This window comes from Rheinheimera tilapiae, from assembly GCF_042432165.1.
GTDB classification, from domain to species: Bacteria; Pseudomonadota; Gammaproteobacteria; order Enterobacterales; family Alteromonadaceae; genus Pararheinheimera; species Pararheinheimera tilapiae.
Map to the genome: position 1 here is coordinate 133803 of NZ_JBHLXP010000003.1, position 23545 is coordinate 157347.

Sequence of the window (23545 nt, forward strand, 5' to 3'; positions counted from 1 at the left end):
CGTACGCTTGCAGCTTGCTGTCGGATATGCCATCTTGCGCGCGGATTTTTTAATGGTCGGATGAGAGCATCATGGCAAAAATTACCACTGCAACTTTGCTGAAAATGAAACAGCAAGGTGAAAAGATCACTATGCTGACGGCTTACGACGCCAGCTTTGCCAAATTGTTCGCTGACAGTGGCGTCGAGACTTTATTAGTCGGAGACTCGCTCGGCATGGTACTGCAGGGCCAGCCCGATACGCTGCCTGTCACCGTCGAACAAATCGCTTATCACACCCGTTGCGTCCGTGCCGGCGCCCCACAAGCTTTTATCATCGCTGACATGCCGTTTATGAGTTATGCCACGATGGAACAGGCCTTTGCCAACGTCACCCCGATGATGCAGGCTGGCGCCAATATGGTGAAAATGGAAGGCGGTGAATTTCTGTTACCGACTATCAAAGCCCTGACCGAGCGTGGTGTTCCGGTTTGTGGTCATATCGGTCTGACGCCACAATCCGTCCACGTGTTTGGCGGGTTTAAAGTACAGGGCCGCGACGATGCCGCCGCTGAACATATTCTGCAACAGGCCATTGCGCTGGAGCAGGCTGGTTGTCAGTTGTTGGTGGTCGAATGTATCCCATCATTGCTGGCCGAGCGGATTAGCTTGGCACTGCGGATCCCGGTGATTGGCATCGGTGCGGGTGTAGTCACTGACGGTCAGGTGTTAGTGATGCACGATTTATTGGGCATCAGCAGTGGTTATATTCCGAAGTTCTCCAAGAACTTCCTGCAGGAAACCGGCGATATCAAAAAAGCGATCAGCAAGTTTGTCGCGGATGTGAAAAGTGCGGCCTTTCCTGGCCCTGAACATAGTTTCTGATACGGGAGTCGGCGAATGCTGGTAATTTCTGACATTAAAGTTTTACGCGCCACAGTTCGCGCCTGGCGTCAGGCCGGCCAGACTGTTGCCTTTGTGCCAACGATGGGCAATTTACATTCCGGCCATTTTAAATTGGTGGATGAAGCCCGCCAACGTGCCGACCGCGTGATCGTGTCGATTTTTGTCAATCCAATGCAATTTGGCGCCAATGAAGATCTGGCCAAATATCCGCGAACTTTAACCGAAGATTGCGCCGGTCTGACCGAACATCAGGCTGATGCGGTGTTTACCCCAACGCCTGAATTAATTTACCCGCGGGGTCTGGACACACAAACTGCTGTCGAAGTACCAAAGATCGGTGACCAGCATTGTGGTGCCAGCCGCCCTGGTCATTTCCGCGGTGTTGCCACCGTGGTTAGCAAACTGTTTAATCTGGTGCAGCCGGATATCGCCTTGTTTGGTAAAAAAGACTATCAGCAACTGGCGGTGATCCGGCAGCTCACCATGGACCTATCGTTCCCGATCGAAATTATTGGCATCGACACAGAACGGGCAACTGACGGTCTGGCACTGAGTTCGCGCAATGGTTATTTATCCACTGAAGCCCGCGCCACCGCACCGCTGATTTATCAGCAGTTGCAATGGTTGCGTCAGCAAATCAGTGGCGGTTTTGCTGATTTCCGTGCGCTCGAGCAGCAGGTTGCGGACACCCTGAGTCAAGCTGGCTTCAGACCGGACTACATTCATATCTGTAACCGGCAAACACTGGAACTGGCTGACAGCAACAGTAAACCATTGGTGATTTTGCTGGCGGCCTATCTTGGTAATACCCGCTTGATCGATAATCTGGAAGTCTGATGCCATCGGCACTGGAGCTTTGCGCCAACCTGCTGGTCGCAGGCTCCATCTGGCTGGCAGCCCGCAACTCGACACTGACCTGGTGGGCGACCATCGCCGGTTGCGCTTTGTTTGCTGTGTTGTGTTATCAACATCAGCTCTACGCTGACGTCGTGCTGCAATTGTTTTTCATCCTGGCCGCTGTCTGGGGTCTGTTCAGCTGGCAGGCCGCACAAGCACTGCCGATCCGACAATTACCCAGCAAGTATCTGTTACCTTATTTGGCTGCTGCGTTACTCGTTGCGGCCCTCTATGGCGCTTTATTGCATGCCTGGACTGACGCTTATGCGCCCTTTTGGGATAGTCTGGTGCTGACACTGAGCGTGCTGGCTCAGCTGCTGTTGATCCGGCGTTATCTGCAGAACTGGTGGTGTTGGCTACTGGTGAATAGTATTGCGATCCCGCTGTATTATCACCGCGGTCTGGAACTGACCGCGATGTTTTATGCGCTGTATTGGTTCAATGCTGCTTATGGTCTGTGGCAATGGCGTCAGTGGTTGTCGCCAGATAAAGGATCTGGCTCCGCCGGCGCTTCTGCTGATAAGTCAGCCGGCTGAGGCGTCACCCGCTTCACCCGGCCCGCCTTAACCAGCGCATCACGCAGCAAAAACTCAATCTGCCCATTGACGCTGCGAAACTCGTCGTCCGCCCAGTGTTGCAGCGCCTGCAACATCTGCTCGTCAATGCGTAGGGCAAAAGCTTTTTTAGCCACAACTCACCTGTTCGCGTTAATAAATAGTACCGGTGTTAATCACCGGGGACACACTGTGATCACCACACAAAACGACCAGCAGATTGCTGACCATCGCGGCCTTACGTTCTTCATCCAGCTGCACCACATCTTTTTCTGACAGACGCTGCAGCGCCATTTCGACCATACCAACCGCCCCTTCGACGATTTGCTGGCGCGCCATCACGACTGCGCGCGCTTGCTGGCGCTGTAACATGGCACTGGCGATCTCCTGCGCATACGCCAGATGACTGATGCGCGCTTCAATCACTTCAACACCGGCTTTGTGTAAGCGGTTTTGGATCTCAGTGCGCAGCAAGTCGGTGATATCGCTGCCGCTGCTGCGCAAGCTGATTTCGGAGTCTTTTTCCGCTTCATAAGGATAACTCGATGCCAGATAACGCAGCGCTGCTTCACTCTGGATATTGACGAAGTTTTCATAGTCTTCCACTTCAAACACCGCTTCAGCGCTGTCGACGACTTTCCACACCACTACCGCGGCGATATCGACCGGGTTGCCGGCATGGTCGTTGACCTTTAATTTGCTGCTTTCAAAATTCCGTACCCGCAAACTGACTTTTTGTTTGCTGTAAAACGGATTAGCCCAGCGCAAGCCATTTTCAAAGTCAGTGCCAACATAACGGCCAAACAACTGCAGCACGGCGGACTGATTCGGATGCACCATATAAAAGCCAAACCAGCAAATAAACACAACAATAGATGCCAACAGCGCCAGTACTTTGATCAGCGGCGGCATCGTCACAATCAACGCGATAGTCGCAATCTGCAGCACGAATAATACAAACAAAGTAGCAAAACCTGAACGGGCTTTTGCCGGGGTCTCTTTCAACATAACTCACCTCAATGTGATATCAATTTAATATCACATTAGATCGCATTGGATCTGATCGCAAGTGATTGTGTAATTTTTCAGCGCAAGAAAAACAAAAACCGCCAGAAGGCGGTTTTTTATGTTCCAAAAGGATCGCAGGATCTTTGCTAGATCATACCAAGGTGACTTTGGCGAACTTGCGTTTACCGACCTGGAAAATCGTGCTGGAGCCTTTTTCGAACACCAGTTTGCTGTCTTCCACTTTGTTGTCGCCGTTCAGCTTCACTGCGCCTTGTTTGATCATCCGTAGCGCTTCTGAGGTGCTTTCTACCAAACCGGCTTCTTTTAACAGCTGGGCGATCGGCAAGCTCTCGCCTTCAAGCGTCAGCGTCAGTTCCGGGATCTCGTCTGGTAACGCGTTTTTAGAAAAACGCTGGATAAAGTCCTGGTGCGCTGCTTCGGCGTCTGCATCCGAGTGGAAACGGGCGATGATTTCTTTCGCCAGTTCGATTTTAATATCACGTGGATTGCGGCCTTCAACTGCTTGTTGTTTCAGCGCGGCGATATCTTCAATAGCGCGGAAACTCAGCAGATCATAATACCGCCACATCAGATCATCCGAGATCGACATCACTTTACCAAACATCTCGGTCGGGCTGTCCGTGATGCCGATGTAGTTGCCGAGTGATTTCGACATCTTCTGCACGCCATCCAGACCTTCCAGCAGCGGCACCATCAAGACGGTTTGCGGACGCTGACCTTCGTCTTTTTGCAACTCACGGCCCATCAGCAGGTTAAAACGCTGATCGGTGCCGCCCATCTCGATGTCGGCTTCCAAAGCAACTGAATCCCAGCCTTGCACCAGCGGGTACAAAAATTCATGGATCGCAATCGACTGATTGTTGGCATAACGCTTTTTGAAGTCATCCCGTTCCAGCATCCGGGCGACGGTCTGGCGCGCGGCCAGTTTGATCATACCGGCGGCGCCAAGCTTTTCCATCCATTCAGAGTTAAAGGCTATACGAGTCTTGGCTGGATCCAGGATCTTAAATACCTGATCCTGATAAGTCTTCGCATTTGCCAGTACATCTTCCCGCGTCAGTGGCTTGCGCGTGACATTTTTACCAGTTGGATCACCAATCATCCCGGTGAAGTCACCGATCAGGAAAATCACTTCGTGACCCAGTTGCTGGAAGGTGCGTAATTTATTGATCAGCACGGTGTGGCCAAGGTGCAAATCTGGCGCTGTTGGATCAAAACCGGCTTTTACTTTCAGCGGTTTACCTTGCTTCAGTTTTTCGATTAATTCATCTTCCAGCAGGATCTCTTCTAAGCCCCGCTTGATCTCGGCCAGGGCCTGTTGCCACTGCGTCATGCGCCAGTTCTCCGGATAATATTTCAGCGATTTATCTAAGTCCGCATTCTACTGCAACATTACTCCCGATTAAACGCACAAAAGTCTTGGATCTTGCAAAAAATCGTTATATGCTCATTTTTTACGTGGAAAGAACCATAATAATAAGAGATGCGCCTTCAATGATTTCATCTTTGCCTACTCCGCACCGTGTTCTGATAGCCACATTGGCCACTATTTTGTCTGTGACGCTGCTTCTGCCTTCAGAAAAGGCTGAAGCGTCCAAAGACAACGAAAAAAACAGTTTAGAAGTTGGCAAGCGTTATAGCCTTGCTGTCCCTGTTGTCACCGAATCCTTACCACAAACTGCTGAAAGCACCATTCCGACTGAAGACAACTCATTAGAGTGGATCTCGGTGGAAGTGAAAAAAGGCGACATTTTAGGTTCTGTATTCAAACGCGCAAAAATCGACGCTCAAACCATGCAGGCCGTGCTGGATTCAGGGAAAGAAGCGAAGAATCTGACCCGGCTGTTTCCGGGGGCACAATTAGAATTCGGTCTGAATGCTGAAGGACAATTGCAAGAACTGCGCTACAACCTGAGCAATCTGAAAACCTTACGCGTCACTCGCAGCGATGACGGCCAGTTTGTCGCCAAACAACTGCAAAAAGAAATTGAAGTACGGACCGAAGTGGTCGCTGGCATCATCAGCGGCAGCTTCTGGGGTTCTGCGATGAATGCCGGCTTATCTGAAGCGCAAATCATCGACCTGGCGAACGTATTTGGTTATGACATCGACTTTGCATTAGACATCCGCTCAGGCGATTCTTTTAGCGTGATGTTTGAACGCCAGTACGCCGAAGGCCAGTTCATCGGTAACGGTGCTATCGTAGCCGCCCAGTTCCAGAACCAAGGTCAATTATATCAGGCTGTGCGCCATACTGACGGTAGCTTCTACAAGCCGGATGGCGGTTCAATGCGACAGGCCTTCCTGCGCGCCCCGGTTAACTTCCGCTATGTCAGCTCCAATTTTAATCCACGTCGTTTACATCCAGTCCTTGGTAAGATCAAAGCACACAATGGTGTCGATTATGTTGCGCCGATGGGTACGCCAATTATGGCGGCCGGTGATGGCAAAGTGATCGAATCGGCGATGAAAGGTGCGAACGGTAACTACGTGGTCATCCAACACTCAAACGGCATCGTGACTAAGTATCTGCACTTATCCAAACGTGACGTCAAACGTGGCGAGAAAGTGAAGCAAGGCGACATTATCGGACGCTTAGGCGCTACCGGCCGTGTTACTGGCGCACATCTGCACTATGAATTCGTGGTTGGTGGCGTGCACCGGAATCCACGCACCGTCAAACTGCCACAGGCTGAACCTCTGCAGGGCGTTGCCCGCGTCGAGTTCACCAAAAACGCGAAGCAACAGATCGCACAGCTAAAAGCGCACGAACGTGTTGTGCTGGCTGCGAACCAATAATTAGTTGTGACTGCGGCCCCCACTGCTGAAGCACTCTATATCGGCATCATGTCAGGCACCAGCCTGGATGGTGTCGATGTGGTGCTTGTTGATTTCTCCCCAGCTTATCCAAATCTTATTCACAGCTTGTGCCTGCCCTACCCTGCTGAATTAAAAGCAGAATTGGCACTTTTAGCCCAACCGGGCGCTAATGAAATTGAGCGTTTGGGTTTGGCAGAAGCCGACCTTGCAGCTTGTTATGCCAGCGCGGTACAACTGCTGTTGCAGCAAAGCGGCATCGATCGCAGCAGGATCCTCGCGATCGGTTGCCATGGTCAAACGATCCGACACAGACCTAACGCCCGTCAGCCATTTAGTTATCAGATTGGTGATCAGCACCGGCTCGCCATGTTGACGCAAATCCCGGTGATCGCCGATTTTCGCCGAAAAGACATTGCCTATGGCGGACAAGGTGCGCCTTTAGTGCCGGCCTTTCATCAGGCGATCTTCGCCTCGAAAGAACATGGTCGCTGTATTCTGAATATTGGCGGCATCGCCAACATCACCTTGTTGTTGCCACATCAGCAAGTGCAGGGCTTCGATACCGGTCCCGGCAATTGTCTGTTGGATAACTGGATTGAATTGCAACAAGGCAAAGCCTATGACGCCAATGGCGCCTTTGCCGCCAGTGGCAAGCTAGATGCAGCTCTGCTCGGTCTGTTACTCAGCGATGCATATTTCCGCCAGACTGGTCCGAAAAGTACCGGCCGCGAATACTTTCAGCTGAACTGGCTACAACAACAGCTACAGCAACTTGAGGCTTTGACTGGCCACATGCCGGCCCCTGCTGACATACAACGCACATTAAGCCGTTTTACCGCAGGTACTATTGCCCTCGCGGTCAGCCGTTTTGTCGTATCTGAGGTCTATGTTTGTGGCGGCGGCGCGCATAACGCCATGCTATTACAGGATTTGGCCGAATTGCTGCCGCAGTGTCAGATCAACACCACCGCTAGTTTGGGCATCCATCCGGATTGGGTCGAGGCGATGGCATTCGCCTGGCTGGCGTATGCTTATGATGAACAAATCCCCGGCAATGTGCCCGCAGTGACGGGTGCCAGTGAGGCGTTGGTACTGGGCGTGCGCTACACGCCCTGATAAGGTTCTTCGTCGTTATTTCGCGACAGGCGAAAAAGTCCCAACTGCTGCTGCAAACTGCAAAATCGCCTGTTGCCAGCCCTGCCCAAGCGTATCAACCAGTGCCGGATACCCTTCATCCGGCTGCGGCAATTGCAACTGGAAGTTCTGACTATGCACTTTGTCACCCTGCAGCAAATGGAAACGCCCACTCACGAGCGCAATGCCCTGCTGCTGACCATGAAACTGCTCCACTTGCACCAACAGCCGCACAACATCACCCGCAGGCTGCTGCCCTGTGACCCGATAAGCCGGTAATGCCTGTTGCAAACCGTTCACCAACAGACGCTGCAGCTGCTGATCCAAAGGATCTGCCCACTGATGTTGGCTCGTCTTGTGCAATTCAACAGTGGAAGTCTGTAAAATCAGCGAGTTACTGTTCAGATAAGCCGCAACCATTACAGGTTCAACATATAACACCGGCGCTGTGGCGTTTGGTTGCACACTGACAACTGCAGGCTGTGGCAGCTGGTAATAACGTAACTCTACTGAAGAACTACAGGCCGTCAGTAACGATAACGCAGCAAGGCTGCTCAGAAAAAATCCCGATCTCATGGTTGATTTCCTTGCTCTGGTTCCGGATCTGCCGCCGGATCTGCGCTGATGATCAGGGCATTACTCTGTTGATTCAAGGTCTGGACCACAGGTTGCAAATCCCGCAGCACTTTATCCATTGCCTGCAAATTGCTGTTAATCCGCTCATATACCGGTGAGCCCGGGCTTAATCCCGCCAGCGTTTTACGCAGGTCTGCAAGGCTTTTATTCACTTCTGCTGGCAATTGCTGCGTCGCATCAGCTTTGACGAGTGCATCAAGACTTAACACCAGTTGCTGGCTTTGTTGCATCAAATCTTTAGTGGCGTTCAGCGTGGCAGAACTATCGGCCAGCACTTGTTCCACTGGTAAATTGTTGATTTTATCCAGCGCCTGCAGCACTTTCTGTTCAATATGGCCAAGGCCACTGCGGCTGGTCGGCAGAATTTTATAACCGGCGAATTCTGGTAATGGCTCTGGTAATAATGGCGTTGCCACTATCGCCGGTGTCTCTGCATCCGTTGTGGCATTCGCTGTCACGCCATCGGCTGACGCAGCGACGGCCGCTGGTGCAGCAGCTGTTGCTGACACGCCTTTGCTGTCAGCCTCCAATTGATTCAGGTCGATATACAAACCACCAGTCAACAGGTTGCCGGTTTTCAGCACCGCACGCAGGCCCTTGCTGACCGCCTGATCTAGCTCCAGCCGCAACTGCGGCAACGTCAGATTGTCATAGAGCCGGCCGGTTTCAATCCGGATCAGCACCGGAATGCCTTTGTTAAAGGCAACCTCCAGCGGATTTTTCATGTTAAAGAAATAAGGTACCGACGCGACAGTACCAATCCGCACGCCACGGTATTCGACTGGTGCACCAGCGGTCAGGCCGCGGATCGACTCGTCAAAAAACAGCAGATATTCCAGATACTCGTTGTAAAGGCCATCCTGAATGCTCTTCCGATTCTCAAATAGCTGGAAATCGGCATCATCAACTACTTTGTTCCCAGCCGGCCAGCCATCGAGCACATCAAAAGTCACACCGCCGCCCAGCAATGTAGCCATAGAGGCCATCTCGATCCGCACGCCTTCGGCCGACATATCCAGCGCCATGCCCGACGCTTTCCAGAAGCGCACATTTTCGGTCACCAACGCATCATAAGGCGCGCGGATAAACAACTGATAGCGCATGTTGCGTTTGGTCATATCGAACTCGCTGCGCTCGACAGTCCCGACGTCATAACCACGGTATAAAATCGGGTCACCAACCGCCAGCGCGGCCGCGTCACTGCTGCTTAAAAAGATCCGAACGCCAGGTGCATCCGGCGGTGCGATGGGCGGTGTTTCTAACAGTTCAAAAAAGTACTTCCCGCTGTCACTCTTGCCGGGTTGCAGTTCGATATAGGCGCCGGATAACAACGTATTGAGACCACTGACGCCGCCGCGGCCAATAGTCGGTTTCACCACCCACAGCTGTGATTCGTCGTTCAGCAAATTGGCTGTACCCGGGTTCATCCGCGCCCGGATCACTACCTGTTTCAGGTCCTGTGACAGTTCGACCGACACCACTTTACCAACATCAACACTACGGCTTTTAATCTGAGTTTTACCAGAGATAATGCCTTCGGCATTGCTGGCCAGCATCGTCACGGTCGGCCCCTGATTTTTAAAGGTGTGGTACAGCATCCAGCTGCCGATCAAAACTGCGGCGACCGGCACTATCCAGATCGGTGACCATTGGCTGATTTTACGAATGTTCGCCTGTACCGCGCTGTTCGTCACGTTGTTGCTCCATTTCTGCAGGACTCGGATCCCATAATAACCGGGGGTCAAAACTCATTGCCGCCAGCATAGTGACAATCACTACCGCAGCAAATACCAAAGTTGCAGCGCCGGGATAGACGCCAACCAGACTGTCAAAACGCACTAATGCTGCCAGGATCGCGACGACCAGCACATCCACCATCGACCAGCGGCCGATCCAGTCCACCAATGGATAAATCCAGGTGCCATGTTTGCTTCGTTCCGCCAGTGGCAATGTCGTCAGATAACACAACCAGAACATCACCAAAATTTTGACAATAGGCACCACGACACTGGCCAGCAACACCACAATCGCCACCGGATAGGCGCCGTCCGCCCACATCAGCACGATGCCACTGATAATGGTCGATTCGATACTATCGCCTAACGACACCGTCTCCATCATGGTCAGCAAGTTGGCAGGAATATATAAAATGCTGGCGGTAACCAGCAGCGCCAGCGTTTTCTGCACGCTCGATGGAATTCGGGCCCGCACTTTACTGCCACATCGACTACAGCGGGTTTCCTGTAGTGGCACCAACGCAGTACAGCACTGACAAACTTTTAATTGCTGACTGAGTCCGGTCTCACCCGCCTCGGCGGCTCCCACTGGTTGCGGCGGCGGTGCAATACGTGACCAGAGTTCGTGACGGTCGACCACCTGAAAAGTACGCAGATGCAACAAACAAAAGCCACAGAATGCCCAGAAACTCATGCCGAGGCTCAGTTCAAAATGGGTCAGCAGTTTAACAAAACTGACTAGTAGCCCCATCAAAAAAATGTCGACCATACTCCAGGGTTTTAATGCATACAGCAAACGAGCCACCTGCACTAACGCAGGCAAGCGGTAAAACATCCCAAGTTTCAAATAGATAATTGCGACCATACAAATGGCCGGGATCGCCTGAATAAACAGCCAGACCAAAACCGCCAGCCACGGATAATCCTCATCCAGCAGCACTGCGGACGTATCGAGGAAAGTCATGTCGCGGTGGCTGCCGGCTGCATCCATGCCGACAAAAGGGAACAGATTGGTCAGCACTAACATAAACAGTGCCGACATCGCATAAAGAATTGGTCTTAATGCAGATTCACGCTGCCGCGCGTCGAGCTCATGACCGCAGCGGCTGCAGTCAGCTTCTTCGCCGTCTTGCAGCGCCGGTAAATGCTGCAATAAATCACAATAGCGACAAAGCACCAGCTCCGGCGCAACGGCGCTGGTAAGCGGTGCATCTGTCTCAGCGACCTGGTTAACAACAGGTGCTGATAATATATCAGGCACGCGACTCAGATCGCCTCTTCGTCTTCTTCACCGGTGCGGATGCGGATCACGCGCTCGACGTCAAATACAAAGATTTTACCGTCGCCGATACGGCCGGTCTGCGCGGTTTTCATGATGGCTTCGACACAGCGGTCGACCTGATCATCGGCGACCACGATATCTAATTTCACTTTGGGCAGGAAATCGACCATGTACTCCGCGCCGCGGTACAACTCAGTGTGACCTTTTTGCCGGCCGAAGCCTTTCACTTCAGTCACTGTCATACCGGTGACATTGATATCTGCCAGCGCTTCGCGCACGTCATCCAGTTTAAAAGGTTTGATTATTGCTTCAATTTTTTTCATAAACCGCTCTACCTTTGTTTACGCAGTGCTGAGGTGATGGGAACCCGGCGATCTTTGCCAAAATTACGCGCAGTAATTTTGGGCCCAACCGCCGACTGCCGGCGTTTATATTCATTAAAATCAATCAGATTGAGGACGCGACGTACTGTGGCTTCAGCATAGCCCATCGCCAGAATGTCGGACAGCGATTTATCCTGCTCGACATAAGCTTCGATGATCGCATCCAGTTCATCATAAGGCGGTAGATTATCCTGATCGGTCTGGCCTGGCGCCAGCTCAGCTGACGGTGGACGGTCAATCACGCGCTGCGGGATCACCGCTGAAATGGTATTGCGATAGGCGGCCAGGCGGTAAACCAGGGTTTTCGGAATATCTTTGATCACGGCAAAACCGCCGCACATATCACCGTATAAAGTGCAGTAACCGACCGCCACTTCACTCTTATTGCCGGTAGTCAGCAGTATGCGGCCGGTTTTGTTCGACAGCGCCATTAACAGCACACCGCGTAGACGTGCCTGTAGATTTTCTTCCGTAGTATCAGCTTTGCGACCGGCAAACAAAGGCGCAAGCTGTGCCATATAGGCATCATACATCGGCTCAATCGATACCACGTCAAACTCGATGCCCATCGTCCGGGCCTGTTCTGTCGCATCGTCGACACTCATGCCGGAGGTATAACGGAACGGCAGCATTAAAGCCTGCACTCTGTCAGCGCCTATCGCATCTGCTGCAATAGCCAGCGTCAGCGCCGAATCAATACCGCCAGAAAGCCCGAGTACCGCACCGGGAAAACCGTTCTGTGTGATGTAATCACGGGTGGCGACCACTAAGGCCTGATACACCTCGGCTTCCACCGCTTGCGCAGCCGGATGGGCGTGCTGATGCAAGACGTGCCAGCCCTGCTGCTGATGGCGCAACTGTGCGGAATAAATGCCGGTTTCAAAGGCTGGAGCCGCAAGCGCAATATCGCCTTGCGGGCTGACAATCAGCGAACTGCCGTCAAACACTAATTCATCCTGACCCTGCATCTGATTGACATAAACAAAGCCAAGTTGCAGCCGTTTTGCCAGCGAAGTCAGCAGATGCTCACGCTGAGCTTTTTTACCGATTTCATAAGGCGAGGCATTTAGTACCAGCGCCCAATCTGCGCCGGCAGCTTTGGCAGCGGCGGCGGGTTCACCGTGCCAGACGTCTTCGCAAATCAACACGGCGAATTTTTGCTGGTTCAACTCAAACACGAAGGTATCAGTGCCAGCGCTGAAATAACGTTCTTCGTCAAACACGCCGTAATTGGGCAGACACTGCTTAAAATAGCGGCCAATCAGCTGACCACCACGGATCACTGAAGCGGCGTTATACAGCTTACCGTCTTGCTGCCACGGATGGCCAATCAGCATAGTGCATGGCAATGCGGCTATCTGGATCCGCTCCAGTGCATCGCTGACGTATTGCATTAAATCGGCGCGGAACAACAAGTCTTCCGGCGGATAACCGGTCAGCGTCAACTCAGGAAAAACGACCAGCTCAGTACCGGCGTCAACCGCCAATTGCAGGATCAAATCACAGTTTTGCTGCACAGCACCAACGGTAAAACGCTGCTGGATCAAACTGACGGAAACGGTATGCGACATATCAAAGCGCCTGTACAACAACTTGGGCGCTATGGTAGCGATTTTTCGCTGTTTTCTCAAACCGCCTTGTCTATCGCCCGCTGTTGTTTCGTCTGACCGCGACACAGACTTGCATCCAGTGGGGCCGCCGACTAAGGTAAATAGGTGTATTCACGGAACAGAAACACAGGAAACATCATGGCATATCCTTCTCACCCTGCATCTTCGGCAGCAGCCGATCCAGCGTTTACCCTCACTGAAGTCGCCGTCTGTCTGGCCATCTTTGCTATCTTGGCATTACTGGCCATTCCGAGTCTGACCGAACTCTTCGCCCGGCAACATGCTGAACGATTTATGCAGCAGTTTCGCCAACAACTGAGCTACGCCCGAGTACAAGCAGTTAGTCTCGGCGATGTTATTACCGTCTGCCCGCGTCAGTCGTTGCAGTGTGACGGCCGCTGGACCGACACACCGGTCCAGATCTTTAATACGGATCCAACCGCCAGCGTATTAAAACAAATTGATGCGTTAAAACCACAACACCGGCTGTACTACAATCGCGAGTTACTGGAATTTCGCGCCGATGGCAGTCTGAATGCCCTGCAAAACGGCACTTTTGTTTATTGTGTTGCTCAGTATTCCTGGTACGCCAGTCTCAGTCTCAGTCAAAGCGGACGCAGCCAGCTGGAATGGCATGAACAACCTTGTCCGCATTGACCTCTGTCCCTGCTTGTTGTGTTAATGCTGCCAGCAGTCTGCTTCGGGACTGCTGATTTGACGTCCGGTCTGATCAAGCCGGAACCACTGACAAGCCAGATCTTTACGCTGTGGTCCTACCGCTTCAGCCTGTAACAGATAACCTTCTGCACTTAACACCGCTGAGATGCGAAATCGACCGCTGGCAGTCAGATAGCTGTCGTCAGGCGCCGGTAGCCGAGACAATGCTGCAGTGTACTGCTGCCGCTCCAGATAAAACTGTTGCTGCAAAATTGCCAGCCGTTGCAGTTCCTGTGTCGCTTCAAGCCGGTAACTGCCCAGCACCTGCTGCTGATAGCCCGGCACCAACATGGCAAGCAGAATGCCCATCAGTGCGACAACCAGCATCATTTCAATTAAGACAAACCCTCGCTGTAACCAGATCATCAGTACACCTGCTCATAGCGAAACAGTGCTAGCTGTTGTTGCTGTTGCATGTGCTGCGGAGCCAAGGTTTCCACACAGAATAAGCAGGACGGATCCAGCCGTTGCACTTCTGGCACAATGAGTTGTTCAGCAGACCACAGCTGATATTTGCCGTTAGCAGGCTCCAATCGCAAAGGTGCTTGTTGTGCAGCCGGCAGCTTCAGTGTGGAAGTTGAGTTCAGCGCCGCACCACTAAACAACTGCAGCACTTCGATCTGGTCGTATGCCATCGAACCAAGATCCGGATCATGACTCAAAGGCAGATACATAATACCGGCAAGAATTTTGGCCGCTGTCACAGGCCGCCCCACTAATGGCCGCTGCCATCCCGCTTTATTCAAATCAACATGGTCGGCAATATCGGTCAGGTCAAAAACCCGCTGCAGACCAACCGGCCGACGCAACACCATCAAACGGTAGCCGCTAGCATCCCGCCCTTGCAGGATAAAAACATCGCCCTGTTGCCAACCTTGTGTCACCGGCCAACGCGCACTGATCAGTTGCCAGCTGCCGTCAAATCGCCAGCCACTCTGGCGAAAATCAGCCACGGTGGATGCCTGCCAACCCGAAGCGGACTGCCAGTCGTATTGCAGCAATAACCCCTCAATACTCAGTAAATACAAGCGTTCCGCCAGGCCATCCTGATCCGGATCTGCCGCCAGCGGCATCAATGCAAAACTCGTATTCACGGCGGGCACTGACAACTGACGTGGCACACCGGTTTGAGCGTTGAACAGCCGGATGGGCACCTGAGCATTTCCCGGTAACACCAGCCATTCTGCGGTTGGATCATCAGCTAATCGCTGCGCGCTGATCTCTGCAGGCAACCACGGCTGTGTCGAGGGCTGCATGGTTGCAGACCACATTGACCGCCAGTCTGGTTGCGGCGACTGTAATGATGGTAGCTTCAGCAGTACTGAACGAAGTTCAGCCATCCGGGGATCCAGCCAAAATAGCTGATAGTCCGCCCGGCGGCCTGTATGGTTGCGCCAGCCCCATTGCAGTTGTGTAGCGTCAGATGCAGGTGGCGCGTACTGTTGTTCCACCGGAGACTCCGGTCTGATTTGTAGTATCGGCGAATCAGCACTTTGTCCCGAGAACACCACACCACAGTGGCTGAGCTGCAACCGGGAGAAATTGCCGGGACCGCTCAGTGGGCGACTCTGGTACGTGGGCATTCGCGGTATCAGCTTACAATCTTGTTCGGCAGACGAGGCGTCTATTGCAACCAGCGTTCCGGTTGCGGTTTCTTGCCAATAACTGTCCTGCGCACCACCGGGCTGTGCCATTGCGGCAACAGGCTGAAATGCCATCAAAGTGTACAACGCTACATGTCTCATAGTTCCCCTCCTTGGGTATGTGGATCCACTTGCCAGATAAGTTGGATCTGGCCAGCATCGTTTGGTTTCAGATCAGCCTGTTCTGTCCGCAGTAACCGGCATTGTTGCCAATGCGCCGGCCAAACCTGAAACTGAGCAGGACACTGCGATAAAATTGCAGGTTGACCTGCTTGCGCGACCGGGCTTTGCACTGTGGCTTCAGCGCTGATTGCCTGGCGCTTTTGCTGCAGACCGGCCTGATTAAATCGGCTGCTCAGCTCACTCAGCATTAGTGCCGCGAGCGCCAGCGCACTGATCAACAAGCCAAATAACAGACATAACACCAGCACAAATCCTTTTGTTTGCATCGGCGTGTTCTCCTTATGCCGAGGGCGCGACTTTCACTGAACTGCTAATCAATAAACGTCGGTAAGGATCGCCCCGTGCCTGAAACTGGCGTTGACCGAGTTGGTAGAGTTGTTCATTGCGATAACCGGATTCGGCCTGTAATGCCCGCAACAGAACAAAGTAACGGATTTGGCGGATAGTTTGGCGTTGACCCCAGCTCGCTGCCGCCAGCTGATCGGCGGGAATGAATTGCTCGGCCTGGCCATCAGCGTCCAGATCCAGACCGATTTCAACCGCAATCATCTCTACACCGTCTAACACCGCCGCGGTATCCATCGTCAGGTTCCCTTGCTGATTACGCACCAAACGTTTGCGCATCAGTACTGGCACAGACTCTCCTGCCAACGTTTGCTTCGCGACGTAATACACTTCATGCCGGTAAGGCCAGTACCAGAATTGGTTGTTCAGGCCAGCATCGCCACTGCGGATAAATCGGCCTGACAAGCCACTTTGTTGCAGGTAACTGCGATTGGCGCGTAAGTCTGCTAACCGCAGCGGATCTCCCGCCAGGTGTTTTAACTGGATAAAATCGGATTGTTTTACCGCGTTAGTCAGGCAAGCCGGTGTATTTGCGGCGCCAACGGTGCCTGCATACAAAGTCAACCAGATTTGGCCCGCCAGCGGAAAACTACCACTGTCAATGCCAGTGCTGTGACAATCACCTTGTACCGGAATTGCCGGTTGCGACGGCTTTACCTGCGTTACATCAAGCCCGGCCCAAAACCCGCTCTGGCTCAGTTCACGCTGCAGTAGTGTGTGGCTCTGAATGGCTGTCTGATGTAAAAAGGTCAGCTGGCTCTGTTGCCTGAATGCCTGCCACTGCACCACAAAAGCATGAGTAAGCATCAGCAGAAGCAGTGCCGACAGCAACAATGAGATCATCTGCTGGAGCAATAAAAAACCCCGGGCTGGGCTGCACAGATTCGGCTTTTTCACGGTGTTCTGTCCAATACGACCTGACGCCTGCCAACGCCGCTGCTACAAAGCTGTGAGCCAGAAGCGGACGGCGGCACATTGCTTTGCCAACTCAGCACATAACGAATGCCATTTGCGCCAACGTCAATACACAGTTCAGGGTCAATCAGTACTTCAGCCAGCGGCTGTTGCAATAACTGCTGTACAACACGACTCTGTCGCAAAGTGACTGGGGCACAAGCCGCACAAGGCTGCGTGTTGATAATGATGGGCTGAGCTGCCAGCAGTGTTGAAAAATCCGCACTGTGGCTGATATCAATTAGCAGATGCGTGGCCGTCATCTGCTCTAGTGCAACTTGCATGGTCCGGCGGGCAAACCATTGACAGTTCAATGCTGCAGTCAGTATCAGGCTGATCAGCAGCAACGCCAGCAAGGCCTCAATGAGGCCGAATCCTTTGGTAAACACAGGTATATCCTTACACCTGAAATTTACATTTAATTTAACTTATATTTTCAATTAAGCAATCATTAGAAGCATTTTTTAATTTGGTCTGCACTGCTGTCGCCGTTTGCAGATCGCACGCCGGCCTGATCAATCGCCAGCGCGCCACAACTAGTGTCACCACTCTGAGCGCCTTTGGGCTCCGCGGTTAACGTATAAGTCTGCGCATCCGCGTCCAGGGTAAATGCATAAACACCCAGCAATGTTTGTTGACAGTTACTGTCCGGCAACTCTGTCGGCTCACCGTTATTCACGTTGTACGTCATACTGGATGTGTGTACCCGTTCCATATATTGAGACAGTTCTGTCAGGCACGCGCCGGCCACTGCCCGCCGGTTTGTATTCAGATAATTCTGATAGGTTGGCACTGCCACCGCCAACAATATGCCCGCCACCGCAACGGCAATCATCAGTTCCATCAGACTAAAACCGTGTTGTTTTTTCATCATCGTTCCCCCTGTTAGTTGGTGAGTTCGCGCCATGACTGCATACCGGTATTGCGCGTCGGATCGATGGTTCTCGATTCGATACAGCCCCCTTCACAGTTATTAAAACTCTTTATAATGTCGCCAATTTTCGCTAGCCGTGTCACCGAATTCAGACTGCTGACTTTGATCCCACTGACGATGGTTGGATTCCCAGACACTGTGACTTTGTCATTGTCGTCAAAGTCGTCATCGTCATCGAGATCAAAGAAAGTCTTCTTCAGCCGGGCGCCGGTGTAGGGCGATACGGCCATCAAATAACCGGAACCACTTGGATTACACACGTTAGTATCGGGGATTGTGGTATTCATCACCAGCTCGGGGCCAACCATCAACGGCATGTCGACGATACGTTCACGCGTATCAATCAGGTCCATATACCAGCCTTTTTTCCCGGAGGTCAGGCTGTTGGCAGACGTGATCACCCGCTCATCCCCGACGTTGGTAATTGTCCGGCTATCCAGTTCGCTCCGACCGCTGATAGTGGTGCCATCCATAATGCCATACCAGGTTTGCTGATCCGCATTACTCGGATCATTAACGTTCAGGTAGCGGCCTGTACCAAAGAATAGCCAGACTTTGCCGGTGGTCGGCTGCACACTGGCCAACACACCACCGGTCACCATCTGACGGGTGCCGCTGCCATTTTTCGCCTGAAACAATGGCTGGCCGCTATAAGCAATTTTCCACGCGGCTGTCGATGTTGAAGAGATGTCAAACTTCCAGACATAACCATGCAGGTCGGCGCCATAAACCCAATCGGTATTGCCATCCGCGTCGACGTCCAGCAGATTCACTTCAGATATCCCGTTTGGATCGGCGGCATCGCCCTTACCCGTCGCCAGTTGTTTTAAAACAGTACCGGTCGCGATATCAATCACCAGCAAGCCAGATTGGTTGGTGCTGTTGTTATAGCCATACCCTGCAACAACCACCCATTGCCCGGACTCAGTCCTCGTCACCTGTGGTGTGCCAAGATAAGACCCAAGCTCAGCAAAGGATTTATCCCACAGCACTTTACTGCTGGTGATACTACCGGGATCTGTGACATCGATAGCGAACAGTCCATTACCACCACGTCCCATCGAGCCAATCAACACGCTGCGCCATTCGCCGCCGATGTAAACGTCTACCACCACCGGTGAACCATCCACCGAGAATTTATGACTATAGTTCGGTTCAGAATATTTCTTTAACACGCTGACCGTATCAGATGGCAACGGAGCCATCACTGCTCTGGGGATATAGCCCATCACTTCAACACCGGTATTAGCATTAAAACCGTGTAACATGCCATCGTTGCCGCCGACATAAAGCATTGGTGTGCGGGTTTTGGCTGCCCCTTCAATAAAACTCCGGTAACTGCTCGCACCGGTCCAGTTATAACGGTGGTAACTTAAATCGTAAGGCGCTTCCACCAGTTCAGGCGATGAATTCACTAAGTCGCCGAGGATTTTCCCACGATTGCGGTAAATACCCCCTGGATTACGTTTTTCCAGCGTGGTGTCACCTCGCAGATAATCCAGCACTGTACTGGTATCCCCCAACACGGTTTTCTCTGCGGCTGACAGGTTACTCCAGGTGAAGGCTTTGGCGGCGCCGCTATCCGAACCGTACATTAAATTGCGACTGTTGGGGGCCGGCATTACATCAGTAGCTTTCCAGATAGGTGTCACAGTGTCTTCGGTATCATAGGCCCAAAGGTCACCACTCCATTCCCCCGCGACATAACGCGCCTGATAGAGGTTAGATTCGGATTGCAGCGAGTTAATTGCGGTGGCCGCAATATTCGACGAAGTCCCAATCCGCTCGGCGATGGCACTCAGCGTATCCGCCAGACCTTGCGAAAAGGCGACTGGGTCGCTGGCGGCAAAGAAGCCACCACGGCCATTGACAGACGCATGTAATAAATCGTCTATTTTGCCCGGATCAGTACTGGTAGCGGGCCATGAGACGCTGGCACCACTATTGATGGCATTAAATGCGGTCGTAGGATTGACCGATCCCTGTACACCGAAACCCACACCAAATGTAACCATATGCTGCCAAAAAGCAGGGTTTGCTGCGGAAGTCGGAACAGTATTTTCCATTTTTCTGGAGACTGACCAACCGGCGTCCATGTCAGTTTTCCAGTAGTTCATCGCGATATCACCCAGTGTGTCTTTGGTATTGAACGCAAAGGGGTTACTTGGGGTGTAGGTATAGGTTTTGCCCTTCGGTCCGGTTATTGTGCTTCCGGCGACATTGTCATGCTCACCACCTTGTGCACTGTCGTTGTAATAACCATCTGTCATCAGAATGGTAAAACTCTGCCGGCATTCTAGTAATGCTGAGGTTGAGTTGGCAGGATCAACGCGCCACGGCTCCTCTGTGCGGTAATAGTTGCCGGCACTGATTAAGGCACTGCGCAAGGGGGTCCCGCCGGAATCTGGCGGCAGGGTATAAAGCCAGTTAAAGAACGCTGTTCTGTTGGTACCGCTAAACTGTCTGACACCGATTTTCGATGCCATTTCATTGATGGAACCATACCCGACCCGCATCGCCGTACTTTGTTGATGGAAGGCACTGCCTATCCCGGATTTAGCAGCGAGTAAACGGGTACGGTGATATGAAAACCAGTTGGCAAAGTTCTGCTGCTCAGCCGCAGTTGTTAAGCCTTTTTGCGTGTAACAGGAGTCGCTGTATACACTATTGATGCAGCCTGTAGTGTACGTGAAATAAAACGCAGCACCTTCTGTGCCACCCGGGCTTACAGCGAAGACCGTCTTGGCTCCGGTATTGATACTGCCCGCGGCCATGATCGCCCGGTAACCACTACTCAAATTGATTGTGGCAGAAGTGCTGACATATCCATCGACTCTTGCGGCTATATAGGAGGCAGGTCCAAAAGTTGTGCCATCCGCCTTCGTTGGTACCGGGTACGTAATACTGGGATTATAATAGAGCTTGTTCATGTGAACCGAAGCCAGATATGCCCGCCCCGTCATATCGTAAAAACACATGCTCAATCCGGCATAAGTTTTTTTCGAACAACCGCTGCTCACATTGGCATTATCCTCGAGGTTTTCCGGCATCATGCCTTGCAACATCGAACCTGAGTCATCGATCACAAAGAAAATATTCGGATCGACCGTCGAACCAGTTTCCAGAGGCGCGGAAGCAATATCTATCGCCGCCTGCACCGTGCCACTTGCCAACAAGGCGCCGCACAGCAGCGATTGCCAGTGCCATTTGTGCTTTTCCATCATGCTTCTCCTGTCGACAAGTTCTTAAATACGCCACACCACTTGCACCACCACCGCCGCCCGTCCAGCCTGCGGCTGGTTACGCACGGTAATACGGTAGGTCTGTCGTTCACATAGAGGATTTTCTTTGGGTTTGCAGGTTGGATCTTGCCGGCTGGTCCAAAAGCCCATGTTTTCGACCAAAAACTGACCATTGTAACTGACACCATTGACCGCCACTGCCACAGTACCTGCATTGCCCCAGATGGCCGCATTATTCCAACGATCGGCCGTGCCCTGCACCGGTGCCGGAATTGGTGCATTAAACCAGGCACTACCTGCCGCTGGTGGCAATAAGGTACTTACCTGCCGCAAGGTTGCTTCAGCCACTTGTTTGGCGATTTCCCGATCGTTCAGATTAGAAGCCATTTTTTCCTGCAAGGTGGTACCGCGCATGGCACTGACTGCCAATAAGGTAATAGCGACCAGCATCAGCAGACTCAGCACTAAAGCGATACCGCGTTGTTGTTGTTGCAGCATAGTTCCGGCCTCAATGATTCCGCAGGTTAATCACCTGAGTGAAGGTGCGCAAACCTGCCGCCACCGGCATTTTTGCATCGTTCGCCAGCGTCAGCGTCGCGCGCAGCGCCACGACTTGTTCCCAGTCAGGCACCGCATTGGCATTGGTATAATTTGCGCTATCGCGTGATAAATACTGCACCTGCAAGTTTTCCACACCAGGCAAAATCTCCTCAGTACGCATCTGCCCTGCGACCAGCGCCACACGATATAGTGAATTCCCATCTGCGTTGGTGCCAACAAACCAGCCAACAGTCTCCAGTGGCATCACAGTACCGGCATCGGCGGACAAACTCTGTTGGAAGTTGACACCATTGGCGCCAAAGCCAAAGTTCAGAGACGCATTGCCCGGCGCCCCGGCCCCAACTGCATGGCTAATGTTGTTCCCCACGATTCCCGTCACCTGGAAAATTACCGCCATTTTGGAATCACAGGCCAGAACAATGTCATCAGCAACGATGCCCGCCACATTCTGATTGATCACCATTGGTGGCACTGCGGTTAGGTCATGCGAAACAATTGATGCGCTGGTACCACGGCCATACATCAGCTGCACACCGTCGGTACCGGCAACTGGCGGAATATCGGCGCCGGCAAACTGTGGCACGGCGCCTTGTTCGTATCCCTGAATACCGGCGGTCCAAATCGCCCACCAGGCCAGCGGCGGATTCAAGACATTCACGACCCGTTGCGGGATCATATTGGCGCAACCGGTAAAACCGGCATGCATGGCATCACGGCTTAGCAGCTGGAAACTAACCTGACTGGATTGTTGCGACTGCATCAGCTTTTGTTGCACCTGCGCAGTCTGAATATTCGATACATAAACACCGATCACACCGGCGACCAGAAAACTGCCCAGTAACAGTGCAATCATCAACTCGGTCAGAGTAAAACCCATGTGGGCACGGTAAGTTTGTCTATTCATCATAAAATCCTTACCTGCTGGCGTATTGTCATTTCGGAGAGACCGCCGAGCGCCCGCGAATCATCCCAACTGACCACAATGGTATAAATGCGGTTTGCGCCGTCATACGACACTTCACCACAGCTGCTGGTGGCCGCGCCTAACGCCAGCTTCAGTTCGTTAATCCATTGCGTACGTTCCACATTCTGTATGGAGCCGCCGAGATTAATGGTGTTACAGGTTTTCGCCTGGGCAAACACGCCAGTTCGGGCCAACACTGCATTGGCACGGATCCGCTCTGCCATGCTACCGGCCAGCATCACTGCCATGGTGCGTTGATGCGCGCTTTGACTGTTTTTCAAATTCATCGTCTGCAAACCAGCGACGCCTAACAAACCAATCGCCAGCACTAACACAGCAATCATGGTTTCCAGCAACGAAATCCCCTGCTGGGATCTGAAAGTTGGTACAGGATTCATGAACAATCCCCGTCAGTGTTTTGTGTAACTTGTTGCAGGCGACCACCAGAACTAAACCGCACTTCATACATATTCGGATCCAGGCTTCTATCAGCAATACAGATTCTGATCATGTCGCTCAGCGGTGTATTGTTACCAAACTCGCGGATAAGCCCTTGGGAATTAAAGCGGATGACGTGTTGAGCGGTGGTCAGCACTTCGCCAGAACTGATGGTTACCGTAGTGCTGGTAAATGGCTGAGCCCGCAGTACCGGTCCGGTTTCAGCACCAATCGCGGCGCCGGCAGCGCGGATCAGCCAGCCGCTCCAGCCGGATGTCGGCGGCGCCGAGCAGACCTGACTGTCGCTACTGTGGCAAAACACCACATTTTGATTCAACCGAATGGCTTCAGTACGGGCAAATACCAACGCATTCTGGATCTCTCGGCTTTGCGATTCCAATTTGCTACTGCCACCGATGGTAGAAAAACCAGGTCCGGCAACGATGATGCCAATACTGAGGACCACAATCGCCACCAGCAATTCGATCAAAGTGACGCCATGAACCTGATGCGCAGACTTCATACATTCAATCCTGTGCAAAGAAAAAACAGATGGGCAGTGTCAGTATCATGCCGCAGTGAAAGCAAGAATTCGAACC

Annotated in this window: 25 protein-coding genes; 6 read left to right on the forward strand and 19 right to left on the reverse strand. The window is 52.4% G+C overall.

Features of this window, described 5'->3' with window-relative positions; all coding sequences use genetic code 11:
- The first annotated feature begins 71 nt into the window (after nt 1–71).
- Genes panB through pnuC form a run of 3 tightly spaced genes read left to right on the forward strand, consistent with a single transcriptional unit; the run spans nt 72 to nt 2317 of the window.
- Nucleotides 72–863, forward strand: coding sequence for a 3-methyl-2-oxobutanoate hydroxymethyltransferase (panB, locus tag ACFFJP_RS11530; protein ID WP_377243827.1), 792 nt, complete (start codon nt 72–74; stop codon nt 861–863).
- 15 nt (nt 864–878) lie between these two features.
- A complete protein-coding gene (panC, locus tag ACFFJP_RS11535) occupies nt 879–1721 on the forward strand; it encodes a pantoate--beta-alanine ligase (protein WP_377243830.1) in 843 nt (280 codons plus the stop codon).
- A complete protein-coding gene (gene pnuC, locus ACFFJP_RS11540; protein WP_377243833.1) occupies nt 1721–2317 on the forward strand; it encodes a nicotinamide riboside transporter PnuC in 597 nt (198 codons plus the stop codon). The genes panC and pnuC overlap by 1 nt, the downstream gene beginning before the upstream one ends.
- On the opposite strand, the gene ACFFJP_RS11545 is transcribed toward pnuC, so the two are convergent.
- The 3 genes from ACFFJP_RS11545 to tyrS all read right to left on the reverse strand — a co-directional run bounded on the left by ACFFJP_RS11545 (nt 2251) and on the right by tyrS (nt 4697).
- Nucleotides 2251–2472: a type II toxin-antitoxin system antitoxin gene (locus ACFFJP_RS11545; RefSeq protein ID WP_377243836.1), complete on the reverse strand. Its 222-nt coding sequence runs from the start codon at nt 2470–2472 to the stop codon at nt 2251–2253. The two genes, pnuC and ACFFJP_RS11545, sit on opposite strands and share 67 nt — an antisense overlap.
- Before the next feature lie 16 nt (nt 2473–2488).
- Nucleotides 2489–3343: an SPFH domain-containing protein gene (locus ACFFJP_RS11550; RefSeq protein WP_377243839.1), complete on the reverse strand. Its 855-nt coding sequence runs from the start codon at nt 3341–3343 to the stop codon at nt 2489–2491.
- A 151-nt stretch (nt 3344–3494) separates the two neighbouring features.
- Complete coding sequence (gene tyrS, locus ACFFJP_RS11555) at nt 3495–4697, reverse strand: tyrosine--tRNA ligase (RefSeq protein WP_377243842.1); 1203 nt, start codon at nt 4695–4697, stop codon at nt 3495–3497.
- 161 nt (nt 4698–4858) lie between these two features.
- Here tyrS and ACFFJP_RS11560 point away from each other — a divergent pair, with 161 nt between their 5' ends.
- Nucleotides 4859–6163 (forward strand): peptidoglycan DD-metalloendopeptidase family protein, encoded by a 1305-nt coding sequence (locus ACFFJP_RS11560; RefSeq protein ID WP_377243845.1) that lies wholly within the window; start codon nt 4859–4861, stop codon nt 6161–6163.
- Between the two features lie 6 nt (nt 6164–6169).
- Nucleotides 6170–7300 (forward strand): anhydro-N-acetylmuramic acid kinase, encoded by a 1131-nt coding sequence (locus ACFFJP_RS11565; protein WP_377243848.1) that lies wholly within the window; start codon nt 6170–6172, stop codon nt 7298–7300.
- A 15-nt stretch (nt 7301–7315) separates the two neighbouring features.
- Here the strand turns inward: ACFFJP_RS11565 and ACFFJP_RS11570 are convergent, their stop codons facing one another.
- From ACFFJP_RS11570 to ACFFJP_RS11590, 5 genes are read right to left on the reverse strand one after another with little or no spacing between them, the layout of a single operon-like run.
- A complete protein-coding gene (locus ACFFJP_RS11570; RefSeq protein ID WP_377243851.1) occupies nt 7316–7894 on the reverse strand; it encodes an ABC-type transport auxiliary lipoprotein family protein in 579 nt (192 codons plus the stop codon).
- Complete coding sequence (pqiB, locus tag ACFFJP_RS11575) at nt 7891–9648, reverse strand: intermembrane transport protein PqiB (protein ID WP_377243854.1); 1758 nt, start codon at nt 9646–9648, stop codon at nt 7891–7893. The genes ACFFJP_RS11570 and pqiB overlap by 4 nt, the downstream gene beginning before the upstream one ends.
- Complete coding sequence (locus ACFFJP_RS11580) at nt 9614–10951, reverse strand: PqiA/YebS family transporter subunit (protein ID WP_377243857.1); 1338 nt, start codon at nt 10949–10951, stop codon at nt 9614–9616. Before ACFFJP_RS11580 ends, pqiB begins: the two co-directional genes overlap by 35 nt.
- Nucleotides 10952–10956: 5 nt before the next feature.
- Nucleotides 10957–11295 carry a nitrogen regulatory protein P-II gene (gene glnB, locus ACFFJP_RS11585; RefSeq protein WP_031567605.1) on the reverse strand — a complete coding sequence of 113 codons (339 nt, stop codon included), beginning with the start codon at nt 11293–11295 and terminating at the stop codon, nt 10957–10959.
- A gap of 8 nt (nt 11296–11303) precedes the next feature.
- A complete protein-coding gene (locus ACFFJP_RS11590) occupies nt 11304–12926 on the reverse strand; it encodes an NAD+ synthase (RefSeq protein ID WP_377243860.1) in 1623 nt (540 codons plus the stop codon).
- 177 nt (nt 12927–13103) lie between these two features.
- Here ACFFJP_RS11590 and ACFFJP_RS11595 point away from each other — a divergent pair, with 177 nt between their 5' ends.
- The gene (locus ACFFJP_RS11595) at nt 13104–13622 is read left to right on the forward strand and encodes a GspH/FimT family pseudopilin (RefSeq protein ID WP_377243864.1); all 519 of its coding nucleotides are present in this window, start codon (nt 13104–13106) and stop codon (nt 13620–13622) included.
- Nucleotides 13623–13643: 21 nt separating this feature from the next.
- Here the strand turns inward: ACFFJP_RS11595 and ACFFJP_RS11600 are convergent, their stop codons facing one another.
- From ACFFJP_RS11600 to ACFFJP_RS11650, 11 genes are all read right to left on the reverse strand, one after another.
- Nucleotides 13644–14048: a type IV pilin protein gene (locus ACFFJP_RS11600; protein WP_377243867.1), complete on the reverse strand. Its 405-nt coding sequence runs from the start codon at nt 14046–14048 to the stop codon at nt 13644–13646.
- Entirely contained in the window at nt 14048–15427 is a 1380-nt protein-coding gene (locus ACFFJP_RS11605) for a hypothetical protein (RefSeq protein WP_377243870.1), read from the reverse strand. Before ACFFJP_RS11605 ends, ACFFJP_RS11600 begins: the two co-directional genes overlap by 1 nt.
- Entirely contained in the window at nt 15424–15774 is a 351-nt protein-coding gene (locus ACFFJP_RS11610; protein ID WP_377243873.1) for a hypothetical protein, read from the reverse strand. Before ACFFJP_RS11610 ends, ACFFJP_RS11605 begins: the two co-directional genes overlap by 4 nt.
- Before the next feature lie 13 nt (nt 15775–15787).
- Nucleotides 15788–16750, reverse strand: coding sequence for a PilW family protein (locus ACFFJP_RS11615; RefSeq protein WP_377243876.1), 963 nt, complete (start codon nt 16748–16750; stop codon nt 15788–15790).
- The gene (locus tag ACFFJP_RS11620; RefSeq protein WP_377243879.1) at nt 16747–17196 is read right to left on the reverse strand and encodes a hypothetical protein; all 450 of its coding nucleotides are present in this window, start codon (nt 17194–17196) and stop codon (nt 16747–16749) included. The genes ACFFJP_RS11615 and ACFFJP_RS11620 overlap by 4 nt, the downstream gene beginning before the upstream one ends.
- Nucleotides 17197–17258: 62 nt before the next feature.
- On the reverse strand, nt 17259–17681 hold the full coding sequence (locus ACFFJP_RS11625; protein ID WP_377243882.1) for a type IV pilin protein: 423 nt from the start codon (nt 17679–17681) through the stop codon (nt 17259–17261).
- Nucleotides 17682–17692: 11 nt separating this feature from the next.
- A complete protein-coding gene (locus tag ACFFJP_RS11630) occupies nt 17693–20965 on the reverse strand; it encodes a pilus assembly protein (RefSeq protein WP_377243885.1) in 3273 nt (1090 codons plus the stop codon).
- A 21-nt stretch (nt 20966–20986) separates the two neighbouring features.
- Complete coding sequence (locus ACFFJP_RS11635) at nt 20987–21481, reverse strand: pilus assembly PilX family protein (protein WP_377243888.1); 495 nt, start codon at nt 21479–21481, stop codon at nt 20987–20989.
- 10 nt (nt 21482–21491) lie between these two features.
- A complete protein-coding gene (locus tag ACFFJP_RS11640; protein ID WP_377243891.1) occupies nt 21492–22451 on the reverse strand; it encodes a PilW family protein in 960 nt (319 codons plus the stop codon).
- The gene (gene pilV / locus ACFFJP_RS11645) at nt 22448–22906 is read right to left on the reverse strand and encodes a type IV pilus modification protein PilV (protein ID WP_377243894.1); all 459 of its coding nucleotides are present in this window, start codon (nt 22904–22906) and stop codon (nt 22448–22450) included. The genes ACFFJP_RS11640 and pilV overlap by 4 nt, the downstream gene beginning before the upstream one ends.
- Nucleotides 22903–23469: a GspH/FimT family pseudopilin gene (locus tag ACFFJP_RS11650; RefSeq protein ID WP_377243897.1), complete on the reverse strand. Its 567-nt coding sequence runs from the start codon at nt 23467–23469 to the stop codon at nt 22903–22905. The genes pilV and ACFFJP_RS11650 overlap by 4 nt, the downstream gene beginning before the upstream one ends.
- Nucleotides 23470–23545 lie beyond the last annotated feature (76 nt).